The 18,634-nt window shown below is 39.6% G+C and carries 13 protein-coding genes; 8 read left to right on the forward strand and 5 right to left on the reverse strand.

Features of this window, described 5'->3' with window-relative positions:
- Window positions 1-277 precede the first annotated feature (277 nt).
- Genes HCG69_RS19105 through HCG69_RS19115 form a run of 3 tightly spaced genes read right to left on the reverse strand, consistent with a single transcriptional unit; the run spans window position 278 to window position 2,773 of the window.
- Window positions 278-976, reverse strand: a complete 699-nt coding sequence (locus tag HCG69_RS19105) for a calycin-like domain-containing protein (RefSeq protein WP_221651355.1) — start codon at window positions 974-976, stop codon at window positions 278-280.
- A gap of 25 nt (window positions 977-1,001) precedes the next feature.
- Complete coding sequence (locus HCG69_RS19110; protein WP_221651356.1) at window positions 1,002-1,766, reverse strand: porin family protein; 765 nt, start codon at window positions 1,764-1,766, stop codon at window positions 1,002-1,004.
- Window positions 1,767-1,774: 8 nt separating this feature from the next.
- Window positions 1,775-2,773, reverse strand: coding sequence for a PCMD domain-containing protein (locus HCG69_RS19115; RefSeq protein WP_255586306.1), 999 nt, complete (start codon window positions 2,771-2,773; stop codon window positions 1,775-1,777).
- A gap of 740 nt (window positions 2,774-3,513) precedes the next feature.
- Here HCG69_RS19115 and HCG69_RS19120 point away from each other — a divergent pair.
- Window positions 3,514-4,800: a serine dehydratase subunit alpha family protein gene (locus tag HCG69_RS19120; protein WP_221651358.1), complete on the forward strand. Its 1,287-nt coding sequence runs from the start codon at window positions 3,514-3,516 to the stop codon at window positions 4,798-4,800.
- 86 nt (window positions 4,801-4,886) lie between these two features.
- On the opposite strand, the gene HCG69_RS19125 is transcribed toward HCG69_RS19120, so the two are convergent.
- Window positions 4,887-5,462 carry a peptidylprolyl isomerase gene (locus HCG69_RS19125; protein ID WP_221651359.1) on the reverse strand — a complete coding sequence of 192 codons (576 nt, stop codon included), beginning with the start codon at window positions 5,460-5,462 and terminating at the stop codon, window positions 4,887-4,889.
- Window positions 5,463-5,932: 470 nt separating this feature from the next.
- On the opposite strand from HCG69_RS19125, the gene ilvD reads away from it, so the two are divergent.
- From ilvD to HCG69_RS19155, 6 genes are all read left to right on the forward strand, one after another.
- Complete coding sequence (ilvD, locus tag HCG69_RS19130; RefSeq protein ID WP_221651360.1) at window positions 5,933-7,732, forward strand: dihydroxy-acid dehydratase; 1,800 nt, start codon at window positions 5,933-5,935, stop codon at window positions 7,730-7,732.
- 80 nt (window positions 7,733-7,812) lie between these two features.
- Window positions 7,813-9,507: a biosynthetic-type acetolactate synthase large subunit gene (gene ilvB / locus HCG69_RS19135; protein ID WP_221651361.1), complete on the forward strand. Its 1,695-nt coding sequence runs from the start codon at window positions 7,813-7,815 to the stop codon at window positions 9,505-9,507.
- 106 nt (window positions 9,508-9,613) lie between these two features.
- Window positions 9,614-10,183 (forward strand): acetolactate synthase small subunit, encoded by a 570-nt coding sequence (ilvN, locus tag HCG69_RS19140; protein ID WP_221651362.1) that lies wholly within the window; start codon window positions 9,614-9,616, stop codon window positions 10,181-10,183.
- Window positions 10,176-10,919, forward strand: coding sequence for an acyl-[acyl-carrier-protein] thioesterase (locus HCG69_RS19145; protein ID WP_221651363.1), 744 nt, complete (start codon window positions 10,176-10,178; stop codon window positions 10,917-10,919). The genes ilvN and HCG69_RS19145 overlap by 8 nt, the downstream gene beginning before the upstream one ends.
- Window positions 10,920-10,982: 63 nt before the next feature.
- Window positions 10,983-12,029, forward strand: coding sequence for a ketol-acid reductoisomerase (ilvC, locus tag HCG69_RS19150; RefSeq protein WP_002559445.1), 1,047 nt, complete (start codon window positions 10,983-10,985; stop codon window positions 12,027-12,029).
- A gap of 204 nt (window positions 12,030-12,233) precedes the next feature.
- The gene (locus HCG69_RS19155) at window positions 12,234-14,141 is read left to right on the forward strand and encodes an LruC domain-containing protein (RefSeq protein WP_221651364.1); all 1,908 of its coding nucleotides are present in this window, start codon (window positions 12,234-12,236) and stop codon (window positions 14,139-14,141) included.
- A 78-nt stretch (window positions 14,142-14,219) separates the two neighbouring features.
- Here HCG69_RS19155 and HCG69_RS19160 read toward each other — a convergent pair whose 3' ends face one another.
- The gene (locus HCG69_RS19160) at window positions 14,220-16,127 is read right to left on the reverse strand and encodes an AAA domain-containing protein (RefSeq protein ID WP_221651365.1); all 1,908 of its coding nucleotides are present in this window, start codon (window positions 16,125-16,127) and stop codon (window positions 14,220-14,222) included.
- 218 nt (window positions 16,128-16,345) lie between these two features.
- On the opposite strand from HCG69_RS19160, the gene HCG69_RS19165 reads away from it, so the two are divergent.
- On the forward strand, window positions 16,346-18,601 hold the full coding sequence (locus tag HCG69_RS19165) for an aconitate hydratase (protein WP_221651366.1): 2,256 nt from the start codon (window positions 16,346-16,348) through the stop codon (window positions 18,599-18,601).
- Window positions 18,602-18,634: the final 33 nt, after the last annotated feature.

An 18,634-nucleotide genomic window follows, 5' to 3' on the forward strand; every position in this document is an offset into this window, starting at 1 on the left:
GATGATTTTGAATCCCATAGAGCCTACTTTGCAAAAGTGACTTATCAAACACGGTTCAACTAAATTGAAGAAGAACCTGTTAAATGTACACTTTTAACATATAAGGTTGTACATTCTTGTGGTATTAAAGTGTACAATCTTGTAAGGTAAGAATTTGAATGTTAAAAACTTCGTTAACGGTGTTAACGCAATGAGAAGTAATGAACCAAAATAAAAGCTCCCTACAGATTTAGAAAAATAATCTGTAGGGAGCTTTTATTTTAGGGATATTTTGAGTTTATTTTTTTATAAATTTTACCGTAGTATTACCAATCTTTATAAGATACAAACCTCTGGATAGAGTAGATACACTAACTTCTTCTGTATTTAAAACTCCTGATAGGATTTGCATACCAGTGACATTATATATATCATACTTTTGATTTTCTGCACCTTGCACCATTAAAGCATCTATTGAAGGATTATAATAAACTGTAGGTTTATTTATAGTTACGTCTGAGATACCAGTTGCATTCATTGTTCCTTTGAAGTCTACATAAATATACATATCCGGATAAGGAGGTGTTGTTTCTACATTAAGAGACAATGTTATCTCTTTATTTTTAATGGTTGATTTATTCAAGATCACATTAACTTCACCTACTACTTTTAGAGTAATTTTTACTGTTTTGGGAAGAATATTAATAACATCTCCTTCTTCTTCTAAAGCTACATCCGGGATAACTATATCTCCTAATTCTCCCACTAATGGGAATGAGAAATTCCTGATTTCTAATGTAACATGATTAGCATCTGTAGAAGTCAGATATATATTCTCTGCACTGCTTCCCAAAGGAATCTTATTAGGTTCCATCATATAGACTTCTAATGTACCTGCGTAAGTTCCTGCTGCTGTCTGACTTACTTGTGCGTAAGCCGATGAGGACATTGTGATTGCTATGAACGCAATAATTGCTGTAAGTAATTTTTTCTTCATAATTTTTTCTTTTATCGTTTATTCTTTAGAACACATAACCGAAACCAATGTTTCCGTAAATAGGAAACATATTAAATGTAACGGTATCAAAATCTTTTTTGAAAATAGGTACTACCCCCCAGGTAAGGCTGGCGGTTACATTTAGATGAGAAAAGGCTCTCCATTGCGCACCTAATTGCATACCACATTGGAAACGTCTTAAATCATCATTAAAGTTGTAGGTAGCAGAACTTACATTTGCTTTTTCTCCTGTCGGATCACCGTCTCTGAGATAACCGTCGTAGGCTTCTCCAAAGAACTCACCTGATAGAACGTAAGAAAACCAGGGTCCTAACTCTAATTCCCAACGCTTACTCACTTTATAAAGAGCTAAAACAGGGACAGTTAACAGTGATTGTTTAACGGTCGTTGTTACACCTCCTGTCCATTGTCCTTCCATTTCGCCGCCGTCACTGGCAATCATTTTCATGTGATAGTTTTTCACAGTAGCATCCGTTTCCATACCTTTTGTCTCTAAACGGATCCCTGCGCTAACTCCCCACTTATTATCGAACGTTTTTACTACATCTCCTTCTATAGAGAAGGCTGTTGTAGGCTTATAACTATTGATTTTTCTTATTTCAACAGGTAGGGGGATGGGAGATGTCCCACCTATGTTAAATCCGGCTTTTAAACGATATTCAAGTCCTATTGTCAGTGATTTAAGAATATTCTTGTTACGATCTTCCTGAGCTTGAGCAATATTAGCTACAATTAGGCACAGAAGTATAAAGGTTATTTTCTTGTTCATTGATAGTTTTAATTAAGATGATCTTCTATGTTTTCTATGTCTTCGAGTTCAATTGTAGCCTCATCAATGATAAGGGTACTTCCGATAGCACCTCTGAAATATGCTCCTTCCAGACTGGACGAAAATACAATTGCTGTATAATACTTGCCTGTTACGAGTTTGGATGGATCAATTTCTTTACGGTATTCAAAAGGTATTGATCGGTATGTGTAGTCAGAAGCGGGTTTGGCATTTTTAATACGGGCGATAGCTATAATGCAAGGATCATCGAACTGAATAGAACCATCCAGGATTTTACCATCGGTTGGCTCATAAAGAATTGAATACATATCGAATATATCTTCCTTACCTGGTACTTCTTCTTTTTGTTCATTTCTGAATACTTCTCCGGGAGTATACTTATACCATACATTAAAAGCTTTAGGTTTTTTATTAGGACTGTAAGCGATAGGAAGTCCGAATAATGTTGACTTTAATGCCTCTTCAGGACCTTGACCTGCTACTGTGGCATCAAAGGAACCTATAAATAAATTTCCGGCAGCTAACGGCATTCTTACCATATCACCGAATGCACCGGTCGGTTTGGTTTCAAGTTTCACCCCTTTTCCGGAATGTCCGGCTTCATAGGAGGTAGTTGGGTAAATAAGAGGATTAGTGAGTTTTTCTCCTTCGGGAGTAACATAACCAGTCAGGGCATATCCACTGTTAGCTGTTGCCCAAATAAACTGTTTCTGCTCCTGTTCTGAGATTTCATAAAAGCCGTGCCATTGTTTACCTCTGGCTCCTTCTATTATTTCCCAATGCTCAAAATTAAAATCCAATTTAATATCAGAAATATCAACGTAGACAGTATATTCCTTTTTCCACTGTCTGTCTTCCGATGTTACTATATAAGTTTGTGGATTTGAGAAATCTCTTACTGTTCCGCTGGGCGGTTCAATAGTGGCCCCTTTTGTTAATGTGAATTCAGGAGCAAAGTGCGTGATGTCAATGGTTGATTGTGCCATGATTATTACCGTATTATTAGTAATAATTGGCTGCATTTTCAACACTGAGGGATCGGAAACTGTACAAGATTCGATATCAGCTTCAGTGTTAGCCGCTTCTTCACGTATGCAAGAGCTAAAACTTAGACAAATGCACATACTTATTATTATAGTTCTAAATCTCATTCCGTTAAATTATTGATTATAAATTTATAATATAGACTATTTTGAGAAAACTTTGGTGCAAAGTTAAGTTTAAAATTTCATATATCAAATCTTGCTTTCCTTATTTTATGTTCTTTTTGTACTATTCCTTAAAATAATGCCTGTGAATCGGATTAAATGCAGGTCTATTCTTTTGATTTTGTGGTCTAATCCTAAAATAACCTCGAATTTATTATAGTAAATGATCGGGGATAATATATGTGAGTATACTAAAAGATGTATAGGCACAAAAGATATAAAATATTATGTATGTATTTGTACTATAGTGTTTTACAAAAGTACGTACTTTATGTATGTAAAAGTACGTATTTAATAGCTTGTTAATTAGGTATTTAACGTATAGTTAAATACCTAAGTTTATTTTGTATGTTATAGCCTTTCATTGTTAGCAAGAAAGCAGTTGAATAAAAAAGAAATTAAGGGGGCTTTGGTATAGGTATATAATATCTCGATATTTTGTGTAAAACTTGAAAATATAATTCATGTTTATAAGTATATTCTTTACTTTTGTAGAAATTTTAAAAAAGAGAAAATTCATGATTGAGTCAGAAAGGAAACAGATAATAGATTTAGTACAACGCGAAGTTATTCCGGCTATTGGTTGTACGGAGCCCATTGCGGTAGCATTATGTGTATCGAAAGCAGCAGAAACACTTGGCGCAATCCCCAAAAATATAAAAGTTCTTTTGAGTGCTAATATTTTAAAGAATGCAATGGGGGTGGGTATTCCGGGAACAGGTATGATCGGGCTTCCTATTGCAGTGGCTTTGGGTGCTATTATCGGAAAATCAGAATACCAGCTTGAAGTGTTGAGAGATAGTACACCGGAAGCTGTGGAGCAAGGTAAGCGATTTATTGATGAAAAACGTATTTGTATTTCATTAAAAGAGGATATAGCGGAGAAACTTTATATTGAAGTAATTTGTGAGGCGGGAGATAAAACTGCTACAGCAATTATTGCCGGGGGGCATACTACCTTTATATATATAGCGCGTGGTGAAGAAGTATTGCTTGATAAACAACAATCCGGAACAGAGGAAGACGAACAAGAACCTTTGGAACTAAATCTGAGAAAGGTGTATGATTTTGCTTTGGAAGCTCCCTTGGATGAAATTCGCTTTATCCTTGAGACTGCCCGTCTAAATAAGGCTGCTGCCGAGCAATCTTTTCATGGAGAGTATGGACATGCATTGGGAAGAATGCTCCGGGGGAGGTATGAACATCAGATTATGGGCGATAGTGTGTTTTCTCACATTCTTTCTTATACTTCGGCAGCTTGTGATGCCCGTATGGCAGGGGCTATGATTCCTGTAATGAGTAATTCGGGAAGTGGTAATCAGGGTATTTCGGCTACTTTACCTGTACTTGTCTTTGCTGAAGAGAATGGAAAATCAGAAGAGGAATTAATCAGAGCCTTGATGATGAGTCATCTCACGGTGATCTATATAAAGCAAAGTCTGGGGCGTTTATCAGCTCTTTGTGGTTGTGTAGTAGCTGCAACGGGGTCCAGTTGTGGTATAACATGGCTGATGGGAGGAAGCTATGAACAAGTTGCTTTCGCTGTACAAAATATGATTGCTAACTTAACCGGAATGATTTGCGATGGTGCAAAACCCAGTTGTGCATTAAAAGTGGCAACGGGAGTTTCTACTGCTGTTTTATCTGCTGTAATGGCAATGGAGAATCGCTGTGTTACATCTGTAGAGGGTATTATAGACAAAGATGTGGATCAAAGTATTCGTAACCTAACCCGTATTGGTTCGCAGGGAATGAATGAAACGGATAGAGTGGTATTGGACATAATGACACATAAGAACTGTTAGGGAATTGAAAGTTGAAAATTGAAAATTACTATGCAGTGTGATAGCGCAGCTAACTTTCAATTTTCAACTTTCAATTTTCAACTAAATTAATGGCATCCGCAACCATCTCCACATTCATGGTCACCGCAGCCGCTACCACAGTCTCCACAACCGCAGCTACAGCCGCCACCGCCCATCATATTTACGACTTCCTGTATTTCTTCGTTTGTAGCCGGACGACTTTCTGTAACTTCACCCACGAAGTTTAAATCAGCTCCTGCCAATGGGTGGTTCATGTCAACTACTACTGTATCAGGCTTTACTTCTACTACTGTTCCGTTCATACGATGACCTTCGGCGTCCATCAAAGGTACTACACTACCTTCGTAGATACGTTCACTATCGAATTTACCATCAATCTCAAAGATGTGTCTCGGTAAATCCAGTACATGTTCTTCGTTGTACTCACCGTAAGCTTCTTGTGACGGGATGATGAATTCAAATTTATCTCCTTTGTTGAGTGAGGCTATCTGGCTTTCGAAAGCTTCGAGCGTAGTACCCAAACCGGAAATGAACTGGAATGGATTTTCTGCTTTTGCTTCTTCTACTAAATCTTTTTCTCCATCTTCTATTGTGTACAGCTTGTACGCTACAGTGATGTACTTGTTTTCTACTGTTTCCATTTGTTTTTTGTATATAGTTAGTACTTACGCATAATCCGCGTAGCTGCAAAGATACGAATTTCACTACAGAGTAGCATAGAGTTTCACAGAGTTTATTGTTTATAGATGAATTTAATGGTTAATTCTCTGTGAAACTCAGTGTTACTCTGTGGTGAAAAGTGTTATTTAAGTGATAAAAAAGGATATTATTCCTTTGTTTTCTTACGATTGTTCGTTTTTAGATGATTTTTTTCTTCAATTTGTTTGGAGATAATAAAAAAGCCCTTACCTTTGCAGCACAATAAACAGAGAAAATTAAGATATGAATATCCATACATCTATAAACCTGACAGTCCTGCATATTATTCGCGTCGTGGTGGTTCCATCAAGAGCGTGAGGAAGGTTGTGTATGTATTCGTATCATAAAAGATAATATTAGAGCCTTTCTCACAACAGTGAGGAAGGCTCTTTAATTAAAAGGAAAACAGGAAATGAAAAAGCAGTTACGCAGTTCATCCAGTACACAAGGCCGCCGTATGGCGGGTGCTCGCGCTTTATGGGCAGCCAATGGCATGAAGAAAGAACAAATGGGAAAACCCATTATAGCTATTGTCAATTCGTTTACACAATTTGTTCCGGGACATGTACACTTGCATGAGATAGGGCAACAGGTGAAAACTGAAATAGAGAAGTTGGGATGCTTTGCAGCGGAATTCAACACAATTGCTATTGATGATGGTATAGCAATGGGACATGATGGTATGCTTTATTCACTTCCTTCCCGTGATATTATAGCTGATAGTGTTGAGTATATGGTGAATGCTCACAAGGCAGATGCAATGATTTGTATTAGTAATTGTGACAAAATCACTCCAGGTATGCTTATGGCTGCTATGCGATTGAATATTCCTACTGTTTTTGTATCGGGTGGTCCGATGGAAGCCGGTGAATGGGATGGCCAGCATCTTGACTTGATTGATGCTATGATTAAATCGGCCGACGAGAGTGTGAGCGATAATGAAGTTGCTAAAATAGAACAACATGCTTGTCCTACCTGTGGTTGTTGTTCGGGTATGTTTACGGCCAATTCAATGAACTGTCTGAATGAGGCGATTGGTTTGGCACTTCCCGGCAATGGTACCATTGTGGCTACACATGAGAATCGTAAGCAACTCTTTAAAGATGCAGCAAAATTGATAGTAGAGAATGCTTTTAAATATTATGAAGAAGGCGACGAAAGTGTATTGCCGCGAAGTATAGCAACGCGTGAAGCTTTTTTGAATGCAATGACGCTGGATATTGCTATGGGTGGTTCTACTAATACAATACTCCATCTGCTTGCTGTTGCCCATGAGGCAGAGGTGGATTTTAAGATGGATGATATTGATATGTTGTCCCGTAAGAGCCCATGTCTTTGTAAGGTAGCTCCTAATACACAGAAATATCATATACAGGATGTGAATCGCGCCGGAGGTATCATTGCTATAATGGATGAATTGGCTAAGGGCGGATTGGTAGACACAACCGTTCTGCGTGTAGATGGAATGACATTGGCTGAGGCTATTGATAAATACAGTATAACCAGTTCTGACGTTTGTGATGAAGCGATAAAAAAATATTCAAGTGCTGCAGCCGGCAAATTTAATCTTGTACTTGGGTCTCAGCATGCATCTTATAAAGAGCTTGATACGGATCGTGCCGAAGGGTGTATCCGTGACTTGGAACATGCTTATAGCAAAGATGGTGGTCTGGCAGTACTGAAAGGAAATATAGCTCAGGATGGCTGTGTCGTGAAAACAGCAGGCGTAGATGCAAGTATCTGGAAGTTTTCGGGACCGGCCAAAGTATTTGATTCGCAAGAGGCAGCTTGTGAGGGTATCCTCGGAGGCAAGGTGGTGAGTGGTGATGTGGTGGTTATTACGAATGAAGGTCCCAAAGGTGGTCCAGGTATGCAGGAAATGCTGTATCCTACTTCTTATATTAAATCCCGTCATCTTGGAAAAGAATGTGCTTTGATTACGGATGGTCGTTTTAGTGGTGGTACATCCGGACTGAGTATCGGGCATATCTCTCCCGAAGCTGCAGCCGGCGGGAATATCGGAAAAATTCAGGATGGAGATATTATTGAAATCAATATCCCGGAACGTACCATTAATGTGAAACTGACCGATGAAGAGTTGGCTGCTCGTCCCATGACTCCTGTGACCCGCGAACGTAATGTTCCGAAAAGTTTGAAGGCTTATGCCAGTATGGTAAGCTCCGCTGATAAGGGAGCTGTAAGAATGATTTAGAAGTATGAATTTAGATTTAGGATTTAGAGTTGAAGTAATTTCAATCGTAAATAGTAAATTGTCTAATCGTAAATATATAGATGAAAGAACTAATATCAGGCTCAGAGGCATTGATGCGTTCTCTTGAGTATCAGGGAGTGAAAACCATTTTTGGTTATCCGGGAGGTTCTATTATGCCGGTGTTCGACGCTCTGTATGATCATAGAGAAACATTGAACCATATTTTGGTTCGACACGAACAGGGGGCTGCTCATGCAGCACAGGGTTTTGCACGCTCGTCGGGTGAAGTAGGGGTCTGCCTGGTAACCAGTGGTCCTGGTGCTACTAATACTATAACAGGTATTGCTGATGCCATGATTGACAGTACTCCTGTTGTTGTGATAGCTGGTCAGGTAGGAACTGCATTTTTGGGGACAGATGCTTTTCAGGAGGTAGATCTTGTTGGTATTACCCAACCTATAACCAAATGGAGTTATCAGATTCGTCGTGCAGAGGATGTCCCATGGGCTGTGGCACGTGCTTTCTATATTGCAAAAAGTGGACGTCCCGGTCCTGTTGTTCTTGACTTTGCAAAAAATGCACAGGTAGAAAAAGCTGAATATGCTCCTGCTAAACTGGATTATATTCGTAGTTATGTTCCTGTACCTGATACCGATCCGGAATCTGTGAAGATGGCTGCCGATTTGATTAATAAGGCAGAACGTCCGTTGGTGCTTGTTGGGCAGGGTGTGGAGCTAGGAAATGCTCAACAGGAATTGCGTACTTTTATCGAAAAGGCTGGAATACCTGCTGGATGTACGTTGCTCGGATTGTCTGCTTTACCTACTGAACATCCTCTGAATAAAGGGATGTTGGGGATGCATGGAAATTTGGGGCCTAATATTAATACAAATAAATGCGATGTGCTTATTGCCGTGGGCATGCGTTTTGACGACCGCGTAACAGGTAATCTTGCTACCTATGCCAAACAGGCAAAAGTGATTCATTTTGATATTGATCCGGCTGAAGTTAATAAAAATGTATATGCAGATGTAGCTGTGTTAGGCGATTGCAAAGAAACGTTGGTTGCAGTAACAGAACTGCTTCAGCCCAATACACACACTGAATGGCTGGAAAGCTTCACGGATTATGAACGGATGGAAGAGGAAAAAGTTATTCGTCCGGAACTTCATCCTATGAATGACACACTCTCTATGGGTGAAGTGGTACGTGCTGTGAGCGAAGCTACTAATAATGAAGCGATCCTTGTAACCGATGTTGGCCAGAATCAAATGATGTCTGCCCGGTATTTTAAATATACGAAAGATCGTAGTATTATTACTTCCGGAGGATTGGGAACGATGGGATTTGGCCTTCCGGCAGCTATTGGTGCTACCTTTGGACGTCCGGACCGTACGGTTTGTGTTTTTATGGGAGATGGTGGTCTTCAAATGAATATTCAGGAGTTGGGTACTATCATGGAACAGAAGGCACCGGTAAAGATTATCGTATTGAACAATAACTTTTTGGGAAATGTACGTCAATGGCAGGCGATGTTTTTCAACCGTAAATACTCTTTTACGCCGATGTTGAATCCGGACTATATGAAAATTGCTTCCGCTTATGATATTCCATCCCGGCGGGTAATGACGCGTGAAGAACTGGCAGAGGCTATCGAAGAAATGATTGCAACCGATGGACCGTATCTGCTGGAAGCTTGTGTGATTGAAGAGGGAAATGTATTGCCAATGACCCCTCCGGGTGGTTCGGTGAATCAGATGCTGTTGGAGTGCTGAATTAGTTGAAAATTGAAAGTTGAAAATGGCTATGCAGTCTGATAGCGTAATCTCACTTTCAACTTTCAATTTTCAACTTTCAATTTTCAATTAACTAAATAAGATTATGAGTGATAAGACATTATATACGCTGATTGTTCATTCGGAGAATATTGCAGGTTTGTTGAATCAGATAACGGCTGTATTTACACGTCGTCAGATTAATATCGAGAGTTTAAATGTGTCTGCCTCTTCCATTAAAGGGGTACATAAGTATACGATTACTGCCTGGACGGATAAAGATACAATCGAGAAAGTTGTTAAACAGATTGAAAAGAAGATAGATGTGTTGCAGGCACATTATTTTACTGATGATGAGATTTATTTTCATGAGATTGCTCTATATAAAGTATCTATTCCGGAATTTCAATCCAATCCGGATGCTTCCCGGATAATCAGAAAATACAATGCACGTATTGTGGAGGTAAACCCTGTATTTGCTATTGTTGAGAAGAATGGACGGGGAGAAGATATCACAGCTCTTTATGATGAATTACGTACATTGGGTTGTGTATTGCAATTTGTACGTTCGGGACGTGTAGCTATTACTACCAGCTGCTTTGAACGGGTAAATGAATTTCTGGCGGACCGGGAGGCAAGATATAACCTAAGTAAGAATCAACAGGAAAATGAGTGAGAATAATAAAATTGGAAGCTATAAATTTATAGCAGAGCCGTTTCATGTAGATTTTAACGGGCGTCTGACAATGGGCGTGCTGGGGAATCATTTGCTTAACTGTGCAGGTTTTCATGCCAGCGACCGTGGGTTTGGAATCGCAACTTTAAATGAGGATAATTATACCTGGGTGCTTTCCCGCTTAGCTATTGAATTGGATGAAATGCCTTATCAGTATGAGGAATTTGGTGTTCAGACATGGGTAGAAAATGTATACCGCCTTTTTACAGATCGTAATTTTGCAATAATCAATAAAGACGGAAAGAAAATCGGATATGCCCGTTCTGTATGGGCTATGATAAATCTGAATACCCGTAAGCCGGCCGATTTGCTTACACTACATGGAGGAAGTATTGTGGATTATGTTTGTGATGAACCTTGTCCGATAGAGAAGCCTTCACGTATTAAGGTGACCGTTACAGAACCTGCGGCTACGCTTACAGCTAAATATAGTGACATTGATATTAATGGACATGTAAACAGTATTCGTTATATTGAGCATATTCTGGATTTGTTTCCGATAGAATTGTATAAGACAAAACATATCCGGCGTTTTGAAATGGCTTATGTTGCCGAAAGTTATTACGGTGATGAACTCTCTTTCTTTCAGGAAGAGGTGAATGAAAATGAATATCATGTAGAGGTGAAAAAGAATGGAAACGAGGTCGTTTGTCGTTCTAAAGTACTGTTTGAATAGAAGAAAATTAGATTATAAATAATGAACAGGTGGCTATGCCACCATTTAAAACTGAAAACAAAAATGGCACAAATGAATTTTGGCGGTGTTACTGAAAATGTAGTAACCCGTGAAGAATTTCCGTTGGAGAAAGCTCGTGAAGTATTGAAAAACGAAACAATCGCTGTTATCGGTTACGGTGTACAGGGCCCTGGCCAGTCGTTAAATTTGCGCGACAATGGTTTTAATGTAATCGTAGGACAGCGTAAAGGTGGTAAAACTTGGGAAAAAGCAGTTGCTGACGGTTGGGTACCTGGTGAGACATTGTTTGATATTGACGAAGCATGCCAGCGTGGAACCATTATTCAATACCTGCTCTCTGATGCAGCCCAAATCGAAGTATGGCCTACTGTGAAGAAGAATCTGACTCCGGGTAAAGCACTTTACTTCTCTCACGGTTTCGGTATTACTTACAAAGAACGTACAGGCATTGTTCCTCCTGCTGATGTAGATGTAATTCTTGTAGCTCCGAAGGGGTCGGGTACGTCTCTTCGTACTATGTTCCTCGAAGGTCGTGGGTTGAACTCTTCTTTTGCTATCTTCCAGGATGCGACAGGTAAAGCATGGGATAGAGTGATTGCACTGGGTATCGGTGTAGGTTCTGGTTATTTGTTTGAAACTACCTTCAAACGTGAAGTTTACTCTGACCTGACAGGAGAACGTGGTACGTTGATGGGTGCTATTCAAGGATTGTTGCTGGCTCAATACGAAGTGTTGCGTGAGAATGGTCATACTCCTTCTGAGGCTTTCAACGAAACTGTTGAAGAATTGACTCAGTCGTTGATGCCATTATTTGCAAAGAATGGTATGGATTGGATGTATGCAAACTGCTCTACTACTGCTCAACGTGGTGCTCTCGACTGGATGGGGCCGTTCCATGATGCTACAAAACCAGTATTTGAAAAGCTGTATAGTGAAGTAAAATGTGGTAACGAAGCACAACGCTCTATTGATACAAACTCTAAACCGGATTATCGTGAAGGTTTGGATGCTGAGCTGAAAGCATTACGTGAAAGTGAAATGTGGCAAGCTGGTGCGGTTGTTCGTAAACTTCGTCCGGAAAATAACTAATCTGGATAAAATATACAACTTTTGTAAAGGAGGGGGACGTTAGTTTCCCTCCTTTTATTTTGCTGTATGATAGAGTACTAAGCCGGATATTAGTTAAAGGTTTGATTTCTGTATAAAAAAATAGTATATGGTATGGATAAATATTACAAGTTTATATGTATATTTGTGGCGATTAACTGAAAACAAACAAAACGAATAACTAATATGGTAAAGAAGTGTATCTCCTTTATGTATTCAGGAGCAATATTTTGCTTGCTGATGACTTCTATTCTTGTAGGTTGTATTAATAATGATACTGACCTTTCTGAACCTGGGGACGTTAATTCTGACACTCCCAATACTTTTGATTTTGCTACTACTGAGTCCATTCAGTTGAATGTGAATTACGATGTTCCTAAAGGATATAAAGTTCTTTTTGAGGTTTATACTGAAAATCCGTTTATTACTGATGCTGAAGGGCAAGTTGTAAAACGTATGGATATTGAACCCGTAGTTAAACGTATGACAGATGAAAAGGGGGAATACCGTTCTTTGGAAACGATTTCATCGGATCATGTTAGTGATGTTTATATTTATACCTCCTATATCGGGGTACCTATGTTGTATAAGGCTTCATTTAAGGGGGAGGTGATTGATGCTGACATCAATTGGGATACAATGGCTGATGCTATTCCACAGACACGTGCCAGTGGAGAATTTGAGAATGTACCTTCTAATTATAATATATTAGGGACATGGGATGTAAATGGTCGTCCAAATTATTTGGACAGTGAAGGGCAGCTCAGTTTATCTGAGTCTATATTAAGTACAATCAATAAGACTATCCCGGAAGGAGGAACTTGTCCTTCTAAGTATCGTCAGTCTGCTGATTTTGTATTAAATGATCCGAAAGGAAGAAAATCAGAGGTTAAAGTACGTTTTATTGGAGGGACAAGTGCTGCCGCGAGTGCTTTTGGATATTATTGTTATAAAGAAGGAGACTCGGACGCAGCTATCAAAAAGGCCAAAAAGTATGTTGTATTCCCTAACACAAAAACAGGTGTTGGTATTAAAGGGGGAGAATGCGTAAAATTGCATTATATTGACGAAAATGGAGTAGATCAGGGAACGGATTTTCCGAATGGAACAAAAATTGGCTGGTTTATCAATAATGATGCTTTCAGAAAAGGTACGGTTGCTACCAGATATAAAGAATTCTATTCCACGACCAGTTTGAACTCTGATGGACGCACACACACTGTAGCCTTTAGAATAAATGACTTCATCGTACTTTCGTTTGAAGACTGGACAGATGAGGATTACAATGATGTACAGTTCAATGTATGGTCTAATCCGATAGAAGCAATTGTAACCCCAGAACTGCCTGAAGTAAAACCTTCAGAGCCGGAAGATGATAACTCGATAGCCTATCGTGTAACTTATAAAGGAATCCTGGCTTTTGAGGATAACTGGCCTGATAAGGGTGATTATGATTTGAATGATATGATTCTGAAGTATAACTCTGTAATGTACTATAACACAAAGAATGAAGTTCTTTCCACAGAAGATACTTTTACTGCTCTTTGGGCAGGGGCACTTTATCATAATGGATTTGCTTATCAGATGAATACTGAACGTTCTAATGTGGAATGTGAAGTTGTAGAAGGTGCTTCTGGCTGGAGTAATCAAGGACTTGACAAGGATATAAATATGGCCACTATATCATTGTTTAATGATGCCAGTGAAGTAACGGGGAATAACACTTATACTTCTGTTTATAAAGTCAGGAATTCTTTCAAAAAACCGGTCGATCATAGCCAGTTTGATGTTGCTCCATACAATTCGTTTATTTTTATTCATAAGAATATGGACAAGGGGCGCATTGAGGTTCATCTGGTAAACCATAAACCGACGGAGAAAGCGGATATGACATTATTCCATACAGGTGCTGATCTTTCTGAAGTAGAAAAAGGTGTTTATTATATTTCTGCTAATAATTATCCATATGCTATCCATATGGCAGATGCTGAAAAATTCAGTACAGAAGAAAAGATATCAGTAGACAAGTCTTATCCTCGCTTTGCGGATTGGGCTAAGTCGAATGGTACAACTAATAAAGATTGGTACAAGTAATAGATACACATTAATGTGATAGCTGGGTGGTATTATCTTTGAATAATATCACCCGGTTGTTTTTATAGGTAGGATGGTTTATAAGCGTATAGCTGTCTCTTTTTGGATATATTCCATTAATTTGTGATAAAAAGTATGTTTAGTCAGGGTCGTAACATTTCCTAATATTACTAATTTCATTCGTGCCCGGGTAATAGCAACATTCATTCTTCGTAAATCATTAAGGAAACCAATCTGCCCGCTTTCGTTGGCGCGTACGAGGCTGATAAAAATGACATCTCTTTCCTGACCTTGAAAGCCATCTACTGTATTAACGGTAATTAATGACCGGAAGCGCCTGAAAAAACTACTACTTTTTATTTTGTTTCGTAAATATTGTACTTGTGCTTTGTACGGAGAAATGAGCCCAAAATCAATTTGTTCGTCTAATACCCGGTTTTCTCCTATTTTTTGAATATAACTTTCCAGCTCTTGCAGTAACAAGTTTGCTTCTGGTTTATTAATACGTCCGAAACTTTCACCAACAAACTCTTCGTGGCATTCCATTTCTGAGGTATCGATCCAGATCATAGGGGTATCGAAATCAAGAATACCGCGTTGACGTATTTCAGGAGCAGATTCTAACTGATTGTTATAAAACCATTCTGAAGGAAAACGCATGATGGACTCGTTCATACGGTATTGTACCTTTAATAAAGAAACGGAAATTGGCTTATTAGCTACTACTTTTTCCATCAATGTGTGATCCAAACCACCACGAGCAGCTTCAATACATTTGATTGTAGGAGGTAACTGGCAATGATCACCGGCAAAGATTACACGATCTGCTTTGCGGATAGCAATCCAGCATGCTGCTTCTAATGCTTGTGCAGCTTCATCAATGAACAGTGTACTGAAACGACGTCCATTAAGAATCCGGTGGTTACTGCTGACAAGAGTTGATGCAACCACCCGGGTTGAAGAAAACAGATCTTCATTGATAAGTATTTCCAACTCTGTGGCACGGTCACGCAGGTGGCTGATACGGTTGCGCATATTTTCTCTTTCGATATGACTGCCTTTACGTATACGTCCGTTCATTTCCCGGATAGATTTACGTATCCCCCATAACTCGGTATAGGCCGGATGACTCTCAAAACGGCGTTCATACGTGAACGAGAGCATCTTATCATTAACACGCGTTGGATTACCGATGCGAAGTACGGGTACACCGCGGTCTACAAGCTTTTCTGAAATCCAGTCTACAGCAGTGTTACTTTGTGCGCAAACGAGTACTTGATTTTCACGATGTAGTGTTTCGTAAATAGCTTCAACGAGTGTGGTGGTTTTTCCTGTTCCGGGAGGTCCATGGACTATGGCTACGTCTTTAGTACAAAGTACCTTGTTTACAGCTTCCTCCTGAGTAGAGTTTAACCATGGGAAACGGACAGGATAGAGCTCGCGTTGATGTACAGGAAGAGTTCCTAAGAGGGTATCACGCAGTTCTGCCAATCGGTTATTTTTGGCGCGGATTACATCTTCCAATGCTTCAAACATAGTATGGTAGGAGGTCTCGTCAAAATAAAGTTGTATCCCCAACCGATCGGTTCCTTGTATTTCGAGTAGTGCACCTGCATTGGGTAGAGCGATTACCATTCGTTCTTCATCAGCATAACTTACTGTTGCAGTAAAATTCATATAATGGATTTTTCCATCATATTCCTGCTGAAAGAAACAAACAGGACGTCCGAACTCAAAAGCATGCTCGATATCCTTATCTTCGGTTCGTATCACTTCTGCTACCAGTTGGTTTAAAGAATTATAATAACTACGTCCAACAAGTAGAGGATACCAGCAGAGCCCGCGTTTTATCTTTCGGGTGATTCCCATTGTTTCTGTCTGACGCTTAAATTCTTCTTTCTCACATTCATATTCCATACGCAACAGGAGTTGTTGCTTTTGGAGAGAAAGGAGTGGAGATGCGGGATTTATTTTATTTTCAACCATGCTGTCTGCTAAAAAATATTCACTATTGCTCAAAAAACAAATCTATGTTGTAAAGCGTGATTCTTTTTTTAAGCAGAGAAAATAATTCTGATTATAATTTATCTTTTCGCAAAGGTAACACTTCTCTTTGCAGTCTCGAATATTTATTTCATTTTGTTAAACCTTATCTGTCTCTCGTTCGTTAATATTATATATACAGTTTAAAAATATTAATGCATATGGTGTATGATATAGACATGATAAAGAGCTTCTATTCGGCTTATAAAGGGAAGATGGAGCATGTGCGGGCAGTATTGAAGCGTCCGCTTACGTTGGCGGAAAAGATCTTGTATACTCATCTTTTTGATGAGGCTGTTTTAAAAGATTATAAACGTGGGGAAGATTATGTGAATTTCCGTCCGGACCGCGTAGCAATGCAGGATGCTACAGCGCAGATGGCTTTATTGCAGTTTATGAATGCAGGAAAGGAACAGGCTGCAGTTCCTTCTACTGTACATTGTGATCATTTGATACAAGCTTATAAAGGTGCACGCGAAGACATTGCCACTGCCACCAGGACAAACGAAGAAGTGTATGATTTTCTGCGTGACGTTTCTTCCCGCTATGGCATTGGCTTTTGGAAACCGGGAGCTGGCATTATCCATCAGGTAGTATTGGAGAATTATGCTTTTCCTGGCGGTATGATGGTGGGAACGGACTCTCATACTCCTAATGCCGGTGGGTTAGGTATGGTTGCAATAGGTGTGGGAGGTGCTGATGCAGTAGATGTGATGACGGGTATGGAATGGGAGCTTAAGATGCCTAAGTTGATTGGAGTTCGTTTGACGGGTGAACTTAATGGTTGGACTGCCCCGAAAGACGTTATTCTGAAACTGGCAGGTATATTGACCGTGAAAGGGGGAACAAATGCCATTATTGAATATTTTGGCCCCGGTACGGAATCTATTTCTGCTACAGGAAAAGCTACTATTTGTAATATGGGGGCGGAAGTAGGTGCTACTACTTCACTATTTCCTTATGATGAGCGTATGGCTGCTTATCTACGTGCTACTGGCCGCGAAGAGGTTGTAATGTTGGCTGAAACTGTAGCTGCCGATCTTCGTCCGGATGATGAAGTAATGGCACTTCCTGAGAAGTTTTATGATCGTATAATTGAAATAGATCTATCTGAATTAGAACCCTATATTAACGGACCTTTTACTCCTGATGCTGCTACTCCTATTTCGGAATTTGCAGAAAAAGTATTGCTGAATGGATATCCTCGTAAGATGGAGGTGGGGCTTATTGGCTCATGTACAAATTCTTCTTATCAGGATATCAGTCGCGCTGCTTCTGTTGCCCGGCAGGCATTGGAGAAAGATGTTGCTATCTCTTCACCACTAATTGTAAATCCGGGTAGTGAACAAATCTACGCTACTGCTGAACGCGATGGAATGATAACTCTTTTTCAGCAAATTGGTGCTACAATTATGGCTAATGCTTGTGGACCTTGTATCGGGCAGTGGAAGAGACATACAGATGACCCTATGCGTAAGAATTCTATAGTAACTTCTTTCAATCGTAACTTTGCCAAGCGTGCTGATGGAAATCCGAATACCTTTGCTTTTGTTGCCTCACCTGAGATTGTTATGGCGTTGACTATTGCCGGTGATCTTTGTTTCAATCCGCTGAAAGACCGTTTGCTCACTCATGATGGTGAGAAAGTAAAGCTTAACGAACCGGTAGGCGATGAATTGCCTGTGCATGGTTTCACTTCGGCTTCCGACGGCTATCTTGCTCCGGCTGGATCACTGGTTGAAATAAAGGTGGATCCACATTCAACGCGTTTACAATTATTGACCCCTTTCCCTGCATGGGATGGAAATGATTTACTGAATATGCCTCTTTTGATTAAGACTCAGGGGAAATGTACTACCGACCATATCTCTATGGCAGGTCCCTGGTTGCGTTTTCGGGGGCATCTGGAAAACATCTCAGACAATATGTTGATGGGAGCTGTGAATGTTTTTAATGGTGAAACGAACAGTGTTTGGAATCGTTTGACAAATACGTATGGACCAGTTTCGGGTACGGCAAAGATGTATAAATCTGAAGGAGTTTCTTCGATTGTGGTTGCTGAAGAAAACTATGGCGAAGGTTCTAGCCGGGAACATGCTGCTATGGAACCTCGTTTCCTCAATGTGAAAGTAATTCTTGCCAAGAGTTTTGCCCGTATCCATGAAACAAATCTTAAAAAGCAGGGTATGCTTGCTATTACTTTCAAGGATAAGGATGATTATAATCGGATACAGGAACATGATTTAATTTCTGTCATAGGTTTACAGAATTTTGCTCCAGGATGTGATCTTGAAGTGATTGTCCATCATGAAGACGGAACGAAAGAACGTTTTGCTGTGCAACATACTTATAATGAACAACAGATAGACTGGTTTCGTGCCGGTTCTGCCTTGAATAATAATGGATTAAAGAATTAACCAATTAACACGCGCCAGCCAATTGACATGTTT

Origin of the sequence: Bacteroides sp. K03 (assembly GCF_019734355.1) — a bacterium.
Taxonomy (GTDB): Bacteria; Bacteroidota; Bacteroidia; order Bacteroidales; family Bacteroidaceae; genus Bacteroides; species Bacteroides nordii.

What these genes read in the sequence shown, in the direction of transcription:
- ilvC (WP_002559445.1), top strand. Translation starts at nt 10,983, where the DNA reads ATGGCACAAATGAATTTTGGCGGTGTTACTGAAAATGTAGTAACCCGT.
- HCG69_RS19115 (WP_255586306.1), bottom strand. Translation starts at nt 2,773, where the DNA reads ATGGCACAATCAACCATTGACATCACGCACTTTGCTCCTGAATTCACA.
- ilvD (WP_221651360.1), top strand. Translation starts at nt 5,933, where the DNA reads ATGAAAAAGCAGTTACGCAGTTCATCCAGTACACAAGGCCGCCGTATG.
- HCG69_RS19125 (WP_221651359.1), bottom strand. Translation starts at nt 5,462, where the DNA reads ATGGAAACAGTAGAAAACAAGTACATCACTGTAGCGTACAAGCTGTAC.
- HCG69_RS19110 (WP_221651356.1), bottom strand. Translation starts at nt 1,766, where the DNA reads ATGAACAAGAAAATAACCTTTATACTTCTGTGCCTAATTGTAGCTAAT.
- HCG69_RS19155 (WP_221651364.1), top strand. Translation starts at nt 12,234, where the DNA reads ATGGTAAAGAAGTGTATCTCCTTTATGTATTCAGGAGCAATATTTTGC.
- ilvN (WP_221651362.1), top strand. Translation starts at nt 9,614, where the DNA reads ATGAGTGATAAGACATTATATACGCTGATTGTTCATTCGGAGAATATT.
- HCG69_RS19160 (WP_221651365.1), bottom strand. Translation starts at nt 16,127, where the DNA reads ATGGTTGAAAATAAAATAAATCCCGCATCTCCACTCCTTTCTCTCCAA.
- HCG69_RS19145 (WP_221651363.1), top strand. Translation starts at nt 10,176, where the DNA reads ATGAGTGAGAATAATAAAATTGGAAGCTATAAATTTATAGCAGAGCCG.
- HCG69_RS19120 (WP_221651358.1), top strand. Translation starts at nt 3,514, where the DNA reads ATGATTGAGTCAGAAAGGAAACAGATAATAGATTTAGTACAACGCGAA.
- ilvB (WP_221651361.1), top strand. Translation starts at nt 7,813, where the DNA reads ATGAAAGAACTAATATCAGGCTCAGAGGCATTGATGCGTTCTCTTGAG.
- HCG69_RS19165 (WP_221651366.1), top strand. Translation starts at nt 16,346, where the DNA reads ATGGTGTATGATATAGACATGATAAAGAGCTTCTATTCGGCTTATAAA.
- HCG69_RS19105 (WP_221651355.1), bottom strand. Translation starts at nt 976, where the DNA reads ATGAAGAAAAAATTACTTACAGCAATTATTGCGTTCATAGCAATCACA.